At 63.1% G+C, this 17,680-nt stretch carries 14 protein-coding genes and 1 tRNA gene; 11 read left to right on the top strand and 4 right to left on the bottom strand.

The window, feature by feature from the left end:
• Nucleotides 1–294 precede the first annotated feature (294 nt).
• On the top strand, nucleotides 295–1,908 hold the full coding sequence (locus QD172_RS14860; protein WP_240704272.1) for a peptidoglycan DD-metalloendopeptidase family protein: 1,614 nt from the start codon (nucleotides 295–297) through the stop codon (nucleotides 1,906–1,908).
• Nucleotides 1,909–2,002: 94 nt separating this feature from the next.
• On the opposite strand, the gene QD172_RS14855 is transcribed toward QD172_RS14860, so the two are convergent.
• The 3 genes from QD172_RS14855 to QD172_RS14845 all read right to left on the bottom strand — a co-directional run bounded on the left by QD172_RS14855 (nucleotide 2,003) and on the right by QD172_RS14845 (nucleotide 3,644).
• Nucleotides 2,003–2,230, bottom strand: a complete 228-nt coding sequence (locus tag QD172_RS14855) for a hypothetical protein (protein WP_077379159.1) — start codon at nucleotides 2,228–2,230, stop codon at nucleotides 2,003–2,005.
• Nucleotides 2,231–2,515: 285 nt separating this feature from the next.
• Nucleotides 2,516–2,809, bottom strand: coding sequence for a hypothetical protein (locus QD172_RS14850; protein ID WP_136939025.1), 294 nt, complete (start codon nucleotides 2,807–2,809; stop codon nucleotides 2,516–2,518).
• Between the two features lie 601 nt (nucleotides 2,810–3,410).
• Nucleotides 3,411–3,644, bottom strand: a complete 234-nt coding sequence (locus QD172_RS14845; RefSeq protein ID WP_065392415.1) for a hypothetical protein — start codon at nucleotides 3,642–3,644, stop codon at nucleotides 3,411–3,413.
• A gap of 25 nt (nucleotides 3,645–3,669) precedes the next feature.
• Here QD172_RS14845 and QD172_RS14840 point away from each other — a divergent pair, with 25 nt between their 5' ends.
• Complete coding sequence (locus QD172_RS14840; protein WP_279856162.1) at nucleotides 3,670–3,816, top strand: hypothetical protein; 147 nt, start codon at nucleotides 3,670–3,672, stop codon at nucleotides 3,814–3,816.
• A 587-nt stretch (nucleotides 3,817–4,403) separates the two neighbouring features.
• Nucleotides 4,404–4,961 (top strand): PRC-barrel domain-containing protein, encoded by a 558-nt coding sequence (locus tag QD172_RS14835; RefSeq protein WP_065392634.1) that lies wholly within the window; start codon nucleotides 4,404–4,406, stop codon nucleotides 4,959–4,961.
• A 341-nt stretch (nucleotides 4,962–5,302) separates the two neighbouring features.
• On the opposite strand, the gene QD172_RS14830 is transcribed toward QD172_RS14835, so the two are convergent.
• A tRNA-Ile gene (locus tag QD172_RS14830) sits at nucleotides 5,303–5,379 on the bottom strand.
• A gap of 215 nt (nucleotides 5,380–5,594) precedes the next feature.
• Here QD172_RS14830 and QD172_RS14825 point away from each other — a divergent pair.
• From QD172_RS14825 to QD172_RS14790, 8 genes are all read left to right on the top strand, one after another.
• Nucleotides 5,595–6,236, top strand: coding sequence for a hypothetical protein (locus tag QD172_RS14825; RefSeq protein WP_279856161.1), 642 nt, complete (start codon nucleotides 5,595–5,597; stop codon nucleotides 6,234–6,236).
• 265 nt (nucleotides 6,237–6,501) lie between these two features.
• Nucleotides 6,502–8,634, top strand: a complete 2,133-nt coding sequence (locus QD172_RS14820) for a TonB-dependent siderophore receptor (protein WP_279856160.1) — start codon at nucleotides 6,502–6,504, stop codon at nucleotides 8,632–8,634.
• 385 nt (nucleotides 8,635–9,019) lie between these two features.
• On the top strand, nucleotides 9,020–10,708 hold the full coding sequence (locus tag QD172_RS14815) for an aspartate aminotransferase family protein (RefSeq protein ID WP_077379149.1): 1,689 nt from the start codon (nucleotides 9,020–9,022) through the stop codon (nucleotides 10,706–10,708).
• Nucleotides 10,701–12,257, top strand: a complete 1,557-nt coding sequence (locus QD172_RS14810; RefSeq protein WP_279856159.1) for a SidA/IucD/PvdA family monooxygenase — start codon at nucleotides 10,701–10,703, stop codon at nucleotides 12,255–12,257. The genes QD172_RS14815 and QD172_RS14810 overlap by 8 nt, the downstream gene beginning before the upstream one ends.
• Nucleotides 12,254–14,935 carry a GNAT family N-acetyltransferase gene (locus QD172_RS14805; RefSeq protein WP_279856158.1) on the top strand — a complete coding sequence of 894 codons (2,682 nt, stop codon included), beginning with the start codon at nucleotides 12,254–12,256 and terminating at the stop codon, nucleotides 14,933–14,935. Before QD172_RS14810 ends, QD172_RS14805 begins: the two co-directional genes overlap by 4 nt.
• A gap of 317 nt (nucleotides 14,936–15,252) precedes the next feature.
• Entirely contained in the window at nucleotides 15,253–15,852 is a 600-nt protein-coding gene (locus tag QD172_RS14800; RefSeq protein ID WP_240499599.1) for a sigma-70 family RNA polymerase sigma factor, read from the top strand.
• Nucleotides 15,853–15,898: 46 nt separating this feature from the next.
• Nucleotides 15,899–16,666: an ATP-binding cassette domain-containing protein gene (locus QD172_RS14795; protein WP_077379143.1), complete on the top strand. Its 768-nt coding sequence runs from the start codon at nucleotides 15,899–15,901 to the stop codon at nucleotides 16,664–16,666.
• Nucleotides 16,663–17,673 carry an ABC transporter substrate-binding protein gene (locus QD172_RS14790; protein WP_279856157.1) on the top strand — a complete coding sequence of 337 codons (1,011 nt, stop codon included), beginning with the start codon at nucleotides 16,663–16,665 and terminating at the stop codon, nucleotides 17,671–17,673. The genes QD172_RS14795 and QD172_RS14790 overlap by 4 nt, the downstream gene beginning before the upstream one ends.
• Nucleotides 17,674–17,680 lie beyond the last annotated feature (7 nt).

The following is a 17,680-nucleotide window of genomic DNA, read 5'->3' as shown; positions in this document are numbered from 1 at the left end:
CAGCAAGCAGATATTACTGTGAGAACAGCGTTTCTTAAGCAAAAATGGCGGGATTTTCGACTGTCCTCATAAAACAGACACCGCTAGCACGACCCCTGATGATCAAAACAGGGTTGAATTCCTAATACTGGACATGTGTCCAGCCTATCGAATGCGCAAAAGCTTGGTTAAGGTTCGGATGCGAATCTGTCGTCTTCTGTTCTGTTCACTTCATCACATCATCGGTCAACTATGCTGCGAATCCTTCATTCGCTCCCACGCGTGCACAAGTATCTTCTTTTACCTGTTGCCACAATGGTCACCGTGCTGGGCGCTCACAAGCTTCTTGAAACTCTGGACTCTCAAGAGATCTCACCTGCCTCTCGCCACCTCGCCATCGACCTGGCCAATGCCAGCTCGGAGGTGACGAACGCATTGCCGGTTGCCATCGCGCACGCGCAACAGACGCCTGCTCCGCTGGCCACGGCGAGTCTTGATGCGGGGCATCAGGCACTGAGCGCAGCTGGCGAGGTGCCACTCTCCGCGCTGACGCCGAGTGAGGTCATCGATGTCGACTTCGACATGCCGGTGATGTTGACCGACGCCAACTACCCTGCCGGTGAAGCTGAGCCCGGCCCGATCGTGGCACTGGCACCTTCTGCCGTGAAGACGGCCGAGGCGGTGATCGCCACCGCGACCGATGAGCAGGCCGGCGGGACCTCCTACGATGATCTGTCCGTCGATCCGGTCGAGCTGGGCGAGAGCCCGACGCTGCAGACCGAACTGGCAGCCAAGGAAGTCTATGTCCCGGAATGGCAGACCTACACCGTTCAGGCGGGCGACACCTTTGCCGTGATGGCGGAGCGTTCTCTGGGGCTCGGCTATCGCGAGACCACCCGCATCATCAAGTCGCTGCCGGACAAGCGTGTGCTGACCCACTGGCGTATCGGTGACAGCCTCGACTACAAGCTCGACGAGGACGGCAACCTGCTGGCGCTGCGCATCATGAAGGATGCGCGTCGCGGCTTCATGGTCAAGCGTGACCCTCAGCAGGATTCCTTCAGCGTCGCCAAGATAGAGAAGGCCACTCAAGCGACCCAGCGTCTGTTCGCCGGTACCGTCAGCGGCAGCTTCTCGCTCTCGGCGGAGGCCACCGGTCTTGGCGTGGCGGATGTCACCCAGCTGACCCAGGTACTGGGCAAGAAGATCGATTTCCGTCGCGATACCCGCAAGGGCGACAAGTTCCAGGTGCTGGTCGAGTCCGACATGATCGATGGCACCAGCACCGACTCGCGCATTCTGGCCGCGCGCTACGAGGGTACCCGCAAGTCATTGACCGTGGTGCGCAATGCCGCCGATGGCCGCTACTACACTCCGGACGGCAAGGGTCTCGACCCGGCCTTCAATCGCTACCCGCTGGCCCACAAGGCGCGCATCAGCTCGCCCTTCAACCTGAGCCGTCGCCATCCGGTCACTGGTCGCATCAGCCCGCACAAGGGCACCGACTTTGCCGTTCGCGTCGGTACACCGGTCCTGTCCACGGCTGATGGCGTGGTCGAACTGGTCGGCAACCACCCGCTGGCGGGCCGCTACCTCGTGCTGCGCATGGACAATGGCTACAAGACCCGCTACCTGCACCTCTCCAGACCTCTGGTCAAGAAAGGCGAGCGCGTGAAGATGGGTGAGAAGATCGCCCTGTCCGGCAATACCGGCCGCTCCACCGGCCCGCACCTTCACTATGAGGTGATGGTCAACAATCGTCAGGTCGATGCCATGCGCGTCCAGCTGCCGAACAACAAGTCGCTGTCCGGCAAGGCGCTGGCCGCCTTCAAGCGTGAGTCACAGAACATGCTGGCCAAGCTGGAAGCCGCCGACAACACCGGCGCCATCGCCAAGGCATCGACGCCGACAGGCTCTGACGAAAGCTGATTCGCGCCATGCCCTGAAACGCAAGAGGCCCTCACCGACGTGAGGGCCTCTTGCGTTTCAGGGCGTGGCATCTCCGGATACCCCGGTGATATCGTTACTTCTTGATACCCTTGTTGGCGGCCTGCTCCAGCAGCTCTTCGGCTTCACTGGACGCCCCCTCCTCGCGCATCCTGGCCACATCCGCATACAGGCAGACGTAAGTGCCGCACGAGGCGCAGAAGACCTTGTCTTCCGGATTGTGCACCTGAGAGACGCGCATCCGCTTGCTACCACAGTCGGGGCACGGCTTGGGGATACGCAGTTCCTCGGATAGATCGGACATGTAACAGCCTCCTGTGCAGTCTCTGGAAGGCATGCATCCGCGACGCAAGCCCGGGGAACGGGAAGTGCGCAGGATCCATGCGGTTGTGAAAGACATGGGGGCAGGCATCCTGCTTGCAACCCCATGGCGTGCTTGCCACCGAAGGTCGAGAAGAGCAGCCGTGAGGCGGCTGCCTGTCTCCTGCACACGACTCCCTTCCCGCTCGCGTCGTGTGCCAGGAACGCAAAGCCCCCGGCGTGGGCGGGGGCTTTGCAATGAGCTGGAGACCTCAGGATGCAAGAACTCTCAAGCCGCGCTGATGCGTTCACCGCTGACGATGGCATCCTGACGATTTCTCGCGGAGTGCTCCAGTGGGCGTCGTTGCGCATGGGAGCGGGCACCATCTCGCGTCAGACGAAACTCTTCCTGGAGTGCCATCTCACGCGCTGCCAATCGGAAGTCCCCCATGGAACACAGGACATGACCATTCGGGCATTTCAACAGGTGCTCATCGGGGAGATCACAGGCTGGCCAATGCAATGATTCATTGCACTCGGGGCAGCGAGGTCCATTACTGGTCGGGATTGAAGTAGAAAACATGCGCGAACTCCTTTTCGGCGCAAGAGGTGACGTTGTCATGACCAGGCTCTCGATAAGGGGATCATGCAGACATGGCTCAGCATGCGTGCGCATGATGGAGACACGAGGCCGCAGACTCCATTGCACTTTATGTTAGAAATATCAGATTCCTTGCTGATGTCCCGGATAGCTCGAGGCATCTCCAGCATGTCTCATCCGCGACAGGGCATCAGACGCGCCTCATCCTGACAGGACAATCTTACAAACGAATAACACTCCCACGGATGATGCAGATCAAGGCTGTCTCGAAACACGCTGATTGCCTTGTCGGATGACACACAAAAAAATCCCGGCCAATGGCCGGGAAAACACTCTCAGGCAGAACAGGACCTGAATCGGGAGGCAACGCTCACCGAGGGGGTCGACCAGGACGCTGGACAGTCGCCAGCGGTATCACGAATTCATGTCGCCTTTGACAAGGCACTTGCTCGGGGCTCCGGCAATGGACGATTGACCGAAAGGATGACGATTGCCGAAGCCTGACTCTCACATCTCACTGACCAGCATGCTGGACGACTGATGAATGCCGTATCACCTGCTGGCTGTCAGTGGGTAGAACATCTCAAGCCTGTGCATCAAGCTGCTTGATCACCTGGTTGGCCATCAAGGCAGGGTCGATGGTGGCACGCTTGCGAGCGCTGGCTTCAAGCCGGTCGCGCAGCATGAACCACACCCCGAGAAATTCGTCGCACTCGGCGCAGCTCACGATGTCGTCATCTGCCGGGCTTTCTCCCAGATTGACGCGATTGCTGCCACAACGTGAACACTCCATGGGAACCTTGCGCACTGCGTTCATCTCGATGCCCTCCGCTGGATCCTTGATGAAAACTCTCACGGCCTTCCTCGATAGACTCGACCGTGACCTGCCAGATCTCGAGCAAGGAAAGGACGAGGGCTTGAAAAGCACGCTGCGGATCTCCATTCCCTCTCTTGGCGAGGCGTTCATCATTGGCCTCGCTGCGCTCTGACACCCTCAAAGTTAGACACTTGAAAACTGTTGTACAAGTTTTTCTGAGTATCAAAACGTATCTGTATAGCTAACGTACACCCTGAACCTCCCATCCTGAACTGCGATTACGCAGCGTTGATCCCCCTGCAGATGTCGACCTCACCACTGACAATCGTCACGCCCCGACCGTAACACTTCGCTACAAATTCAGTGATCGTGCAATGAAAACTGCAGGTTGAGTGCGGCATTCTCCTCCGCCAGCACGGATGACAGCGCGGTTGGCCATCGATATTCACTGATGGACACCTCCATGCCTTGCCCTCCTGTTCTGCCGGCAGACCGCCGTAGCCCCGCCAGACGCCGGCATCTCGCTGGCCGAAAAGTGCACCTGATTCGTGACGAGCGCATGAACTACCGTACAAGTTTTTCCACTCCCCCCTTGAAACTTGATCGCGTCATCTGAATCTTAGGAAGCATGGCTGCACGAGATGGCAGCCCGACATCGTCCATGTCCTGATTGACCCATCACTGCAGCACGCCACGCAGTCGCCGCCGGATTACATCAGGGCAGACGGCAATGAAGAATCGACACGCAAGGAGTACGGCATGAGCAAGATGAACCGCAAACAGATTCTGGGTGCGATCACCGCGACCACTCTGCTGACCACCTCCGGCCTGGCCATGGCCAATCCGCAGGGACTCTACTCCGCTGATGAACTGATGGATGCTGACGTCTATCTGCAGAACGACGACCAGCAAGTCGTGGGTGAAGTGGAAGATGTGCTGCTCGACGACAACATGCAGGTCGCCGCGCTGGTGGTCGAGAGTGATGAAGTGCTGGGCCTTGATGATCAGCAGTACGTGGTCGAGACCGGCAAGTTCACGCTGGAAACCCGTCAGGGTGACGACATCGACAATCTCGAATATCGCATCCATGTGAACATGGATGAGGCTCAGCTCAAGGAACAGCCGCAGTACACCACCGACTGGTGGCAGGACACTCGCAAGAGCGCGGCCGCTGCCTGGGATGAGACCAAGGACACTGCTGCCAGCGCCTGGCAAGACACTCGTCAGGCAACCGCCAATGCCCTGACCTCGGCAGGCAACGCGATCAGCGGTGCCGCCAATGACGCCCAGGATGAGATGGCAGACGAGACTCAGTGATCACCACTGACACCGAAGCGTCTTGCGCCATTCTCGTGGCAGTGACATGAAGGATTCGTCGCCGCCCGCAAGGCAGTGACATCAGAGCAGTCCTTTACGACGTTCGAGCCGACGCCCCGTCGCCACATGGCACGGGGCGTTCTGGTATCTGGCAGTGCGAAGGCGAGCCGGAACGACTGACGTGCTGATGCGAGCCCATGCGACCGAGTTCCCCGCCAGCGAAAGGCGAAGAGCCACGGAGGAGAGCCGAAAGCGGAAAACCATCGATCTGGCGAAACGGGCAGGCACAAAAAAAGCCGCCGATGGCGACCTGGCAGGCGCTACAGAAAAGCGCCTCGGGATGGTGGGCCCAGCAGGACTTGAACCTGCGACCAATCGATTATGAGTCGAGTGCTCTAACCAACTGAGCTATGGGCCCGGACAGCGCCGCTATGATAGCGAAAGCCAAAGCGTCAGGAAAGCCCGAAAACTCAACAACATAGACCTCGCTGGACACGAGCCGCCGTCACCGCCTCCGATCAGCCCCATCCCGCCTGCCACCCTGTCACGAACCCTTGCGCCACTGGCGTGTCCAATGCCTCAATGCGCCGCACAGAGCTCACCTTTCATAGCGCCCAGCCATCAGGAGTCACCATGTCATTTCCCTTTCTTCGCTGGACCTCTTCCTTCCACAAGCGCCTTCGCGCCCCTATCAAGGCCCTCGCCCTGGCCGTTGCCATGAGTGGTATCGGCATCAGCGTGCCCAGCCAGGCAGCCTGGCAGCTGATCCCGGATGCCAGTGGCGCCACCGCCACGCTGACCGAACAGAAGGCGCAGGGCAATGTCGAGCACGTCCACCACCTGCGTGGGTTGAGCGGCACCGTCGGTGATGACGGCAAGATGAGCATTCCGCTCAGCGTCGGTCAGACCGACCTGCTGGACAAGGTCGGCGAGCTGCCGCCGTGGCTGTCAGGCGTCAGTCAGATGCGTCTCGCCACCCTGATGCTGAATCTGGACCCCGTGGCTCTGGCAGCGCTGGAGACAGGCAGGACGACACGCATGCAGGTGCCCTTCACGGCCACCGATGGCAACCGCACTCACCGCGACACCCTGCCTCTGAACGTGACCCGCGAGAGTGCCGACCGCCTGAGCTTCGCCAACGCCGAGCCCATGGCGCTGGACAGCGCGGAAGTCGCCAAGAACCAGGTCGGCAGTACCCTGCTTGGCCTGCTGGGCTATGGCAATCTGGTCGGCGATATCCCCATCACGCTGCAGGGCGAGATGCAGGACCGCTGATCCCCCGCCGACGCCATCCTCCGTCGAGGCGCCCCTCTGCCAAGGACCGCCCTCTGACAAAGACCGCCCTTCGGGGCGGTCTTTGCATGTCTGAGCGCCACCGGAAGCCCCCGCCAGGCCACGTGCACGGCCCACTGACATCAGATAACAAAAATAATTCTCATTCATGGTTCAGAAATGCCAACCCTGTACGTCTTCCCTCAGGAGAGAACGACAAACAAGAAGCATTCGCAAAAACATCATTCAGGATGGAACATCGTCACTCATGAAAGACTCCGCCACGCGACACCCGCATCAATCCCCATTGCTTTCACTGCCACGGCACCCGCTGGCACTGGCGATTGCCCTGAGCCTACCCTTCACCGGGCAGGCCGTGGCGGCCGACCATCGGGATGCTCAGGACGAGCAGCTGGATACCATGACGGTCACCACCACGGCGGCTACCAAGACGCAGACCGGTTACCTGGAAACTCCCCAGGCTGTCTCCACCATCACCCGTGATGACATCGACAAGCGCGCCGCCGAGACGGTGCAGCGTGCCGCGGACTATACGCCGGGCGTGTTCACCAATCAGATCGGTGCTTCCAACCGCTATGACTATCTGGTCCTGCGCGGCTTCTCCGATGGCAGTGTCAGCAACACCTTCCTGGATGGTCTGAAGCTGATGGGTGACTCGGGCTCCTACAGCTCGATGACCATCGACCCCTACTTCCTCGACAGCATCGAAGTCGTCAAGGGGCCGTCCTCCGTCCTCTACGGCCGCTCCTCGCCGGGCGGTCTGGTCGCGATGCAGTCCAAGCGCCCCGAGTTCCAGGACTCCGGCCAGGTGCGCTTCACCGTCGGTGACGACAACGAGCGCAGCGCGGCCTTCGATCTCACCGGCCCGCTGGATGACGAGAAGCGCATCGCCTATCGCCTGACCGGCCTTGCCAGCGCCGAAGACACCCAGGTCGATTCCGTCAGCGAAGAGCGTTATGCCTTCTCGCCGCAGATCACCATGGATGTCACCGACGACACCACCGTCACCCTGATGGGCTACTTCCAGAAGGACCCGGAAGGCGGCTACCACTCAGGCCTCCCCTACGAGGGCACGGTGGTGAGCCACGACGGCATCAAGCTCGGCAACGACTTCTACGAAGGCGACGAGGACTACGAGGAATTCGATCGCACCGAACGCATGCTCGGCTATGACTTCGAGCATCGCTTCAATGACGATGTCACCGCGCGCCAGAAATTCCGCTACCTGCGTTCCGATGTGGATCTCGAGCAGGTCTACGCCTATGGCTGGGCCTCGGATACCGAGCTGACCCGCTACTACTCCGGTGGCGAGGAAAGCCTGCGTGCCTGGACGGTCGACAACCAGCTGGAGACCCGCTTCTCCACCGGCGACATCGATCACACCCTGCTGTTCGGTGCCGATTATCAGACCCGCACCAACGACGTGGACTGGGAATACGGCACCGCCAGCTCGCTGGACGTCACCAGCAGCAGCGATGCCGATGTCTCCATCTATGCCACCGAGAACCAGAAGCGTGAACTGGATCAGACCGGTGCCTACCTGCAGGATCAGCTCAGCTGGGGCCGCTGGAACCTGGCCGCCGGCCTGCGTCAGGACTGGGTCAACATCAAGAATACCGATCGCGACTACAACACCAGCAGTGAGCTGAACGACAACGAGATGAGCGGCCGTATCGGCCTGATCTACGGCTTCGACAACGGCATCTCGCCCTACGTCAGCTACTCCACGTCCTTCTCGCCGAACTCCTACACCGACGAGGATGGCGACCTGCTCGACCCGACCACCGGCAAGCAGGTGGAAGTCGGCATGAAGTACCAGCCCAACGGCACGCGTGATCAGTACAGCGTCTCGCTGTTCCGCATCAATCAGGAAAACGTCGCCTCCAAGGACCCGGAAGACAGCTACTACACGTCCTACGGCGAGATCGAGTCCCAGGGCCTGGAGCTGGAAGCCCGCACCCAGCTGACCCGCGACTTCGCGCTGCAGGCCGGTTACAGCTACACCGACGTGACCTATGCCAAGGCGGAAGATGGCACCGAAGGCAACGATGCCAACCAGGTGCCGAAGCACCAGGTCAGCGTCTGGGGTGACTACGCCTTCAACGAGGGCCCTCTGACCGGCCTGAATGCCGGCCTCGGCGTGCGTTACTACGCCGACATGTGGGCGGATTCCGAGAACACCGAGAAGGTCCCGAACTACGCACTCGTCGATGCCCTGGTCGGCTACGACCTGAGCCAGGTCGGCTGGAGCGGCACCAGCGTGCAGCTCAACGTCAGCAACCTGTTCGACAAGGAATACATCGCGTCCTGCTACAGCACCAGCTTCTGCTACTACGGTGCCGAGCGCAGCGTGACCGCGACACTGACCTATGATTTCTGATTCCGACACGTCCGCCGTCCGTCGATTCTGAATCGACCCGCATGACCCGCCGGCGGCAAGGATGTCGCCGGCACCATCGCCCTGAACCACTCATCATCTGATACCTCTGGCGTGTGCCGCACATGACATCGAGATTGCCCGACACAGGGGCGCTCGGTGACGACTCACTCTCTGCCGATGCCCACGGCAGGCGTGACTGACCGCGCCAACCGCTTTGCCAACAACTTCACCAACAACTCCACCAACAACTTCACCAACAACAACGACCGCATCACGCGGCACTTGATGAATGTCCTGACTGGTCCTCGCACCTGTGCCACCTGCCCTGGCTGGCTGCGAGTCTCTTCCAAGTCTTTATCTGCGAACATTCGCATAAGGTTATGTAATGCACAGCCTTCATGATTCCGCCGCCACCTATGGCGCGGCTGCAGGATCCCCCGCATCTGCCCCCCAGGCCGCTGCCGCCGCGAGCTCCCTGTCCCGCTCGCCCAGCGCCGCCCTGTTTTCACCTGCCAACATGGATGCCTGGCAGGCCGGCATGCAACGCATCAGCAGTCTGGTCGCCGAACAGCTCGAGAACGTTCAGCAACCCTTCAGCGGCATCACTCCGGAAGCCCTGCGCCCGGCCTTTGCCGAGCTGGATCTCGAGACGCCCCTCGAGAATCTGGAAGCGGGCCTGGAGGAGCTCCAGTCGCTCTACCTGAAGGATGCCGTCTATTTCCATCACCCGCGCTACATCGCACACCTCAACTGCCCGGTCGTGCTGCCGGGTGTCTGGGCGGAAAGCCTGCTCGGCGCGATCAATTCCTCACTCGACACCTGGGATCAGAGCGCCGGCGGCACCCTGATCGAGCAGCGCCTGATCGACTGGACCACCGAACGACTGGGCCTGGGTCCGACCGCGGACGGCATCTTCACCAGCGGCGGCACCCAATCCAACCTGATGGCGCTGCTGCTGGCGCGTGACGCGGTCTGCGAGAAGCTGCCCAACCACCCCGGCAACCAGACCCACGGCCTGCCGCCGGAAGCCGGGCGCCTGCGCGTCTTCGCCTCCGGCATTAGCCATTTCAGCCTGCAGAAGGCCTGTGCCCTGCTCGGCCTCGGCCACAACGCCGTCATCCCCGTCGCCGTGGATGAGCGTCGCCGCATGGACCCGATAGCCCTGCGTGAGGCGCTGGACAAGGCGCGCGCGGAAGGCCTGATTCCGATGGCCGTGGTCGGGACCGCCGGCACCACCGACTTCGGCAGCATCGACCCGCTGCAGGCCATCGGCCGTGAATGCCATGCACGTGGCATCTGGTTCCACGTCGATGGCGCCTACGGCGGCGGTCTGATCACCTCGCGTCGTCACGGTCACTGGCTCAAGGGCGTCGAGATGGCGGACTCCGTCACCATCGATTACCACAAGACCTTCTTCCAGCCGGTCAGCTGCAGCGCCTGCGTGGTGCGTGATCGCACCCAGCTGCGCCACGTCACCTATCACGCCGACTACCTCAACCCGGAACTCCAGGCCCGCGAGGGCACACCGGATCAGGTCAACAAGAGCCTGCAGACCACGCGCCGCTTCGATGCGCTCAAGCTGTGGCTGACGCTGCGCCTGATGGGCGCCGATGCCCTCGGCGACATGCTCGATTGCGTGATCGACCTCACTCGCGAGGGCCATCAGCTGCTCGCGGCGGCACCGGACATCGATGTCGTCCAGGCCCCGGAGCTCAGCACCCTGGTGTTCCGCTTCCATGACGCCAACGAAGACACCCTCAGCGATGCACAGTGGGACGCCCTGAATCGCGAGATCCGCAAGCGCCTGTCGCGCAGCGGGGAAGCCATCGTCGCCGCCACCAAGGTCTCCGGCCGTCAGTATCTGAAGTTCACGCTGCTCAACCCGGACACCACCCGCGACGACATCGCCGCGGTGGTCGAGCTGATCCGCCAGCATGGTCAGGCGCTGGTCAAGGCGCATCACCTCGCCGTCAGCACCACGGCCCAGGCAAGCCACGCCGCAGCACTGGCCGATGCCCCCGCCGCCAGCCGTCGCAGCCACACCACAGAAGCAAAGGAAAGCCGTCATGCATGACACCTCGACTCCTCACGTCACCGACACAGCTGAAACGCGCAATGAGGTGCTCGACTTCGTCGCCATCGGCATCGGCCCCTTCAACCTGAGCCTTGCCTGTCTGAGCGAGCCGCTGGAGGACGTGAACGGCGTCTTCCTGGAGCGCAAGGCCGAGTTCGACTGGCACCCGGGCATGCTGCTGGAAGACGCCAGCATGCAGACGCCCTTCATGGCGGACATGGTCTCGCTGGCCGACCCGACCAGCCACTTCAGCTTCCTCAATTATCTGAAGCTGCATGACAAGCTCTACAACTTCTACATTCGCGAAGACTTCTTCCTGCTGCGCCGCGAGTACAACCAGTACTGCCAGTGGGCGGCGCGCGAGCTGACCAGCCTGCGTTTCGATCACGAGGTCCAGGACATCCAGCATGTCGGCGACATCTATGTGGTGCGCGGCACTCGCCCCAGCACCGGCGAGGCCTTCACCTATCGCGCACGCAAGCTGGTGCTGGGCACCGGCACCCAGCCGTATCTGCCCGGCGCTGCCGATGCGGTACGCGGCGAGGTGCCTGTGGCGGGCAGCCGCGTGTGCCACAACGCCCACTACCTGGCGCGCAAGGACGAACTGACGTCCCAGCCGGCCATCACCATCATCGGCTCCGGCCAGAGCGCCGCCGAGATCTATCTCGACCTGCTGCGCGAGATCGACCAGCACGCCTACCAGCTCAACTGGATCACGCGCTCGCCGCGCTTCTTCCCGCTGGAATACGGCAAGCTGACGCTGGAGATGACGTCACCGGATTACATCGACTACTTCCATGCCCTGCCGCGCGAACAGCGCAATACCCTGCTGGCGACCCAGAAGGGCCTCTACAAGGGCATCAATCTCGAACTGATCAACGAGATCTACGACACCCTCTACGCCAAGCAGCTGCAGGGCGTGGTGCCCACCACCCTGATGACCAATACCGAGCTGACCTCGCTGACTCGCGAGAGCGCCGATGGCGGCTTCAGCCTGGGGCTCTATCAGCGCGAACAGCAGCAGGCATGGCGCCACGAGACCAGTGCCGTGGTACTGGCCACCGGCTATCACTACGTCGCCCCGCCCTTCCTGAAGAGCATCGAGTCACGCATCCGTCGTGACGCCGAAGGCCGCTACGCCGTCGGGCGCTTCTACGCCGTCGATGCGCAGAGCACCGCAGACGCCGAAGGCAATGAAGGTGACCAGTCGCCTTTTGCCGGCGAGATCTTCGTCCAGAACGCCGAGCTGCATACCCACTCGCTGGCCGCCCCGGACCTGGGCATGGCCTGCTATCGCAACAGCTGCATCCTGCGCGCCATCACCGGGCGTGAGGTCTATCCCATCGAGCGGCGCATCGCCTTCCAGAGCTTCGGCGCCCCGGGCGTTGAAAAGGGCAACGGCAACGGCTTCACGCCCCTGCCCGCCGCCCATCTGGCCTATGGCGAGACCGACCTGCATGCCAGTGCAGCCAGCGAAAAGACCGCCTCGTCCAGCACCGCCCCCACCGAGTCCTCACGCGCAGCGCAACACCGGGAGACCACCGCATGAACATGCCCGTCGACATCACCACCACCCGTGCCAACGCCCACAGCGCCGCGACCCCGGCCCAGCAGATCTTCGGCGACACATCACTGGACACCTCCCCGGCACTCGACCTGCTGAGCCCGGTACCCGGCACACGTTTCTCGCGCCGCTCGGTGGAGCTCGAACAGGCCCAGGCGCGCCTGCGCAAGCCGCAGGATGACAGCACGCCGGAGCGAGCGGAATTCGCGCTGCGCCCGCTGGATCTCGCCGCCGACATGGCGCTGGTGGACGAGTGGACCAGTGGCGCGCGCGCCAGCTTCTGGGGCATGAGCGAAGACCTGCTCACCACCAAGCACGATTTCTATCAGGGCCTGGAAGACAGTCGCCACGCCCAGGGCTGGCTCGGTCTCTATAACGACCAGCCGGCGTTTCTGGTCGAGCTCTATGACCCGGCACACGACCCGCTAGGCAAGCATTACGCCGTGCAGCCAGGCGACTTCGGCATGCACTTCCTCATCGCGCCGCGCAGCGATGACCAGGCCCCCATCAGCGGCTTCTCGCGTGCGGTGATCGAAACGATCATGGCGATGATCTTCGCCGGCCAGTTCCGTGACGAGCACGCCGCGGATACCGGTGAGGCAGTCCGCCCGGTCACTCGCGTGGTGGTCGAACCCGACAGCCGCAATACCGCCATTCACCCGCTGAATGCCGCCGTCGGCTTCGTCGATCACGGCCCGCTGGATCTCGACGGCAAGCCCGCGCGTCTGTGCTTCTGCACCCCGCAGGACTTCCGCGCCGCCCTGGCGAGCCGCAGCCCGCGACTGGATACCGCCGTCACCGCCAATCCGGCGGCGGCCGGTCAGCATCTCACCGGGCCGGACTGGCAACAGGCCAATCGCCTGCTGGTGCGCAAGGCGCTGGCCGAATTCAGCCATGAGCGCCTGATCCACCCGCAGTGTGCCGACGAGACCAACGCCCGCATCACGGATGGCTGGCATCATTACCGCCTCTCGCTGTCTGCCCCGGCGAGCGACAAGGCCCCCGTCAGTCGTCGTGCGGTGGAATATCGCTTCGTGGCGCGCCGCTTCCAGCTCGATCACTGGTTGATCGACGCGGCCTCCCTCCAGCGTCTGGACGCCAATGGCGAGGCCCTGCCGCTGGATGCCCGCGAGCTGATTCTGGAACTCAACGACGTGCTGGAGATTCCGCCGCGCCTGCTGCCGGTCTATCTCGAGGAAGTCAGCGCCACGCTCGCTTCCAGCGCCTGGAAGATGCAGCGCGCCGTGCGCGAGAATCAATCCGCCCGCGTGCTGGCCGGTGCCTCCTTCCAGACCCTGGAATCGGCGATGAGTGAAGGTCACCCGTGCTTTGTCGCCAACAATGGCCGCATGGGCTTCGATGCGCTGGACTATCGCGCCTACGCGCCGGAGGCCGCACAGCCCTTCGCGCTGGTGTGGATCGCCGTGCATCGCGACAACGCGCATTACTCCGGCGTGGATGGTCTCGATCCGCGCCGTCTGCTGGAAGAGGAACTGGGTCACGCCGAACTGGCCCGCCTGGAGCATCAGCTGACGGCCAAGGGCCTCGATGCCGCCGATTACCTGATGATGCCGGTGCACCCGTGGCAGTGGAATCACAAGCTGGCGATCACCTTCGCCGCCGAGATCTCAAGCCAGCGCATCGTCTGTCTGGGCCTTGGCGAGGACCGCTATCAGGCCCAGCAGTCGATCCGCACGCTCTACAACCGCAACCAGCCGGGCCGCCGCTACGTGAAGGTCGCGCTGTCGATCCTCAACATGGGCTTCATGCGCGGTCTGTCGCCCTATTACATGCGCGCCACGCCGGCCATCAACCAGTGGCTGCAGGGGCTGATCGACTCCGACCCGTCCTTCGAGACATGGGGCTTCCGTCTGCTGCGTGAAGTCGCCGCCATCGGCTATCGCGATGACGTGCTGGAAGATGCCGACCCGGCGGCCGTCGGCTATCGCAAGATGCTGGCCAGCCTGTGGCGCGAGAGCCCGGAAGACGTCAAGGACGAGGGCGAGCGCCTGATGACCATGGCCGCGCTGCTGCACGTCGACAACGACGAGAAGGCGCTGCTGCCTGCGCTGATCGAGCGCTCCGGCATCGGCGCCGAAGCGTGGATCGACAAGTGGCTGACGGCCTACATGACGCCGCTGCTGCACTGCTACTTCAAGCATGATCTGGTGTTCATGCCGCATGGCGAGAACCTGATCATGCGCCTGCGCGATGGCGTGCCGTGTGGTGCACTGATGAAGGACATCGCCGAAGAGGCCGCGCTGTTCGCCACCGACGAGACCCGCGCCCTGGAGCTGCCGGAAGGAGTCGAGCGTCTGGTGGTCGAGGTGCCGGAACCGATCCGCATCCTGTCGCTGCTCACCGATATCTTCGACTGCATCTTCCGCTTCGCGGTACCGCTGCTGGTGCGCGAGCAGGTGATGACGGAAGACGCCTTCTGGTCATGCGTCGCGGCCTGCATCCATGACTACCAGGATGCGCACCCGGAGATGGCCGACAAGTTCGCGCATCACGACCTGTTCGCGCCACGCTTCACGCTGTCGTGCCTCAACCGACTGCAGCTGCGCAACAACCAGCAGATGGTCGACCTCACCGACCCCTCCGGTGCCTTGCAACTCAAGGGAGAGCTGGACAACCCCATCGCCGCCTTCGCCCGCCACTGACGGCGTCGCGCCTCCCGGATCATCTCGCTGAACGTGATCCGGGAGGCCGGCCCCCTCCGCGCAAGTCCCGCCTTGCGCGTCTGGCCGCCTCCGAATGCTTCGCAGGCGGTCAGACGCGTGCCTGCCAGACAGACATTGATAATGATTCGCAACACCAATATGATTGAGCGCCTCATCACGCCAATCCTCATTGCGAGCCGTGGATGTCCTCTTTCTTCTGCGCATTCCAAGCACTGACAGAAGCCCGCTCAGATGAGGGCGCTGACCTGCAGACGCAACGGCCCCCCTGCGCTCCGCCGGCACGGGCTGCCTGCCCGGTGGCTGACGCCCGGACGGACACCAGCGCGGTGGCCGAGGATGAGCTGGCGTCGCTGGACGCACTGTTTGCCCGTTATCACCAGGAGCTGATCGGATTCCTGACCCGTCAGCTGGCCTCGCATGATCTGGCGGAAGACATGTGCCATGACGTCTATCTGCGCCTCAGGATGACAGGGGAGCCGCCGCGCAATCCGCGCGCCTGGCTGTATCGGATCGCACGCAATCTGATCATCGATCATCACCGCCACCAGTCGCGCGCCCCGGTCTTCGAGGAAATGGAGGACGACGACGAGCGTCTCTCGGCGACACGCCTGGACCCCGAGCGCTGTCTCGCGCGGCGCCAGAAGCTTCAGGTGATCCAGCAGGCGCTCGCCGAGCAGCCCCACCATCTTCGTCAGTCACTCCTCTGGTATCGACTGGAAGGCGTGACCAAGCGTGAGATCGGCGAGCGTCTGGGGGTCTCGGAGCGCATGGCAGGCCGCTATGTCCAGCAGGCGCAACGCCATTGTGCGGATCGACTGACGGCCGCCGGCTGCTTTCGCGGTGAGCGGGCCGACAACAGGACGCGCGCTGGCGACATCCCCGGGTCTTCATCATGATTTCCACCTTCAAGCACCGCCTCGAATGCGGCTGACGGACGCCTCAATGTTCACTCTCGACCAACTGCGCTTCACCCTCGGTCAGCGCTGTCTGCTGCAAGCCTCCGCGCTGGATTTCGCGCCGGGCAAGGTGCATGGCCTGATCGGTCACAACGGGTCCGGCAAGTCGACGCTGCTCAAGTTGCTGGCACGACAGATGCAGCCCACCAGCGGCCGGCTGTCGCTGGATGCGCGTGCGCTTTCGGAATTCGGCAACCGTGAATTCGCCCGCGCCGTGGCCTATCTCCCCCAGCACCTGCCGGCCGCCGAAGCGCTGACCGGACGAGAGCTGGTCGCCTTCGGGCGCTATCCGTGGCACGGCCTGCTGGGGCGTCCCGGCGCCGAGGATGAGGCCGCCATCGAGCGCGCCATCGCACTGACCCACACCGAGGCCTTCGCCGACCAGCAGGTCGATACGCTCTCCGGCGGCGAGCGTCAGCGCGTGTGGCTGGCGATGCTGCTGGCCCAGGGCAGCCGCTATCTGCTGCTGGATGAACCGCTGGCGGCGCTGGATATCGCCCACCAGATCGAGGTGATGGAGTTGGTCTCGCATCTCAGCCACACCCTGGGACTGGGCATCATCATCGTGCTGCACGACATCAATCTGGCGGCGCGATATTGCGACCGTCTGGTAGCGCTCCACAGTGGCAAGGTGCTGGCCGAAGGCGCGCCCGACGAGATGATGAATCCCGCCACGCTCAAGGATATCTATGGCGTCGAGATGCAGGTGATCACCCCGGCGCATGGCCAGCAACAGATCGCGGTGCCGGTATGAAGTGGTTGATGGTACTGATCGGCCTGAGCCTGCTGGCCGCGGGGTCCGCCAGCGCCGCCACGACGGGTGACGCCTATGGGGCACCAGCGGGCTTCGTCGATCGCCCCGTCGTGGCGCTGGACTGGACCCTGGCCGAGACCCTGACCGGACTCGGGGTGCGCGCCATGGGCGTGGGCCAGGTGGAGACCTACGCCAGCTGGGTGGCTCAACCGGCGCTGCCTCAAGGCACGCGGGATCTCGGTCTGCGCACCCAACCGAATCTGGAGCAGCTGGCCGCCCTCGCCCCCGATGACATCCTGATCAGCCCGATGCTCGCCAGCCTCACGCCACGCCTGTCGGCCATCGCGCCGGTCACCAGTGTCGCCATCTATACCCCGGATGCCGACACCTGGCAGACGCTGATCGCGGCGACCCGCCAGCTGGGCAAGCTGACGCAGCGCGAGCCACAGGCCGAGCAACTGATTCGCCAGAGCACGGCCCGACTGGCCGGCTACGCTGCCGCCTTGCGCCAGCAGAGCGCTCGCGAGGGTCAGGCGCTGCGCCCCCTGCTGATGGTGCAGTTCATGGATGACCGCCATGTGCGCATCTTCGGTGACAACAGCCTGTTCCAGGCGGTGATCGAGCGCATGGGCATCGACAATGCCTGGCAAGGCGATACCAATGCCTGGGGCTTCGCCACCGTCAGTCTCGAGAAGCTGGTGACCCTCAAGGGCCGCATGGTGGTGGTGGAGCCCCTGCCACCCGGCGGACGCGAGGCCCTGGCGCGCAATGGTCTCTGGCAGGCCATGCCCGGCGTGCGCGAGAACAGCGCTGCCTCGGCGCCACTGTTCCTGCCGCCGGTATGGAGCTTTGGCGCCCTGCCCTCGGCCAATCGTTTCGCCGACCTGCTCGCCAGGCACCTGCTTGACGAGGATCTGCTTGACGAGCACCTGTTCAACGACCACACGGACACGGCGCTCGACGGCGAGCCGGCACCTGAGGGAGAGATCACCGATGGCCACCCCTGAGCAGGTC

The sequence above is a fragment of the Cobetia sp. 10Alg 146 genome (assembly GCF_029846385.1).
GTDB classification, from domain to species: domain Bacteria; phylum Pseudomonadota; class Gammaproteobacteria; order Pseudomonadales; family Halomonadaceae; genus Cobetia; species Cobetia marina.
This window is presented reverse-complemented; position numbering and strand designations above follow the sequence as displayed.

Coding starts and splice junctions, on each gene's coding strand:
- QD172_RS14860 (WP_240704272.1), top strand. CDS start 295: ATGGTCACCGTGCTGGGCGCTCACAAGCTTCTTGAAACTCTGGACTCT.
- QD172_RS14855 (WP_077379159.1), bottom strand. CDS start 2,230: ATGTCCGATCTATCCGAGGAACTGCGTATCCCCAAGCCGTGCCCCGAC.
- QD172_RS14850 (WP_136939025.1), bottom strand. CDS start 2,809: ATGTTTTCTACTTCAATCCCGACCAGTAATGGACCTCGCTGCCCCGAG.
- QD172_RS14845 (WP_065392415.1), bottom strand. CDS start 3,644: ATGAACGCAGTGCGCAAGGTTCCCATGGAGTGTTCACGTTGTGGCAGC.
- QD172_RS14840 (WP_279856162.1), top strand. CDS start 3,670: ATGAAAACTCTCACGGCCTTCCTCGATAGACTCGACCGTGACCTGCCA.
- QD172_RS14835 (WP_065392634.1), top strand. CDS start 4,404: ATGAGCAAGATGAACCGCAAACAGATTCTGGGTGCGATCACCGCGACC.
- QD172_RS14825 (WP_279856161.1), top strand. CDS start 5,595: ATGTCATTTCCCTTTCTTCGCTGGACCTCTTCCTTCCACAAGCGCCTT.
- QD172_RS14820 (WP_279856160.1), top strand. CDS start 6,502: ATGAAAGACTCCGCCACGCGACACCCGCATCAATCCCCATTGCTTTCA.
- QD172_RS14815 (WP_077379149.1), top strand. CDS start 9,020: ATGCACAGCCTTCATGATTCCGCCGCCACCTATGGCGCGGCTGCAGGA.
- QD172_RS14810 (WP_279856159.1), top strand. CDS start 10,701: ATGCATGACACCTCGACTCCTCACGTCACCGACACAGCTGAAACGCGC.
- QD172_RS14805 (WP_279856158.1), top strand. CDS start 12,254: ATGAACATGCCCGTCGACATCACCACCACCCGTGCCAACGCCCACAGC.
- QD172_RS14795 (WP_077379143.1), top strand. CDS start 15,899: ATGTTCACTCTCGACCAACTGCGCTTCACCCTCGGTCAGCGCTGTCTG.
- QD172_RS14790 (WP_279856157.1), top strand. CDS start 16,663: ATGAAGTGGTTGATGGTACTGATCGGCCTGAGCCTGCTGGCCGCGGGG.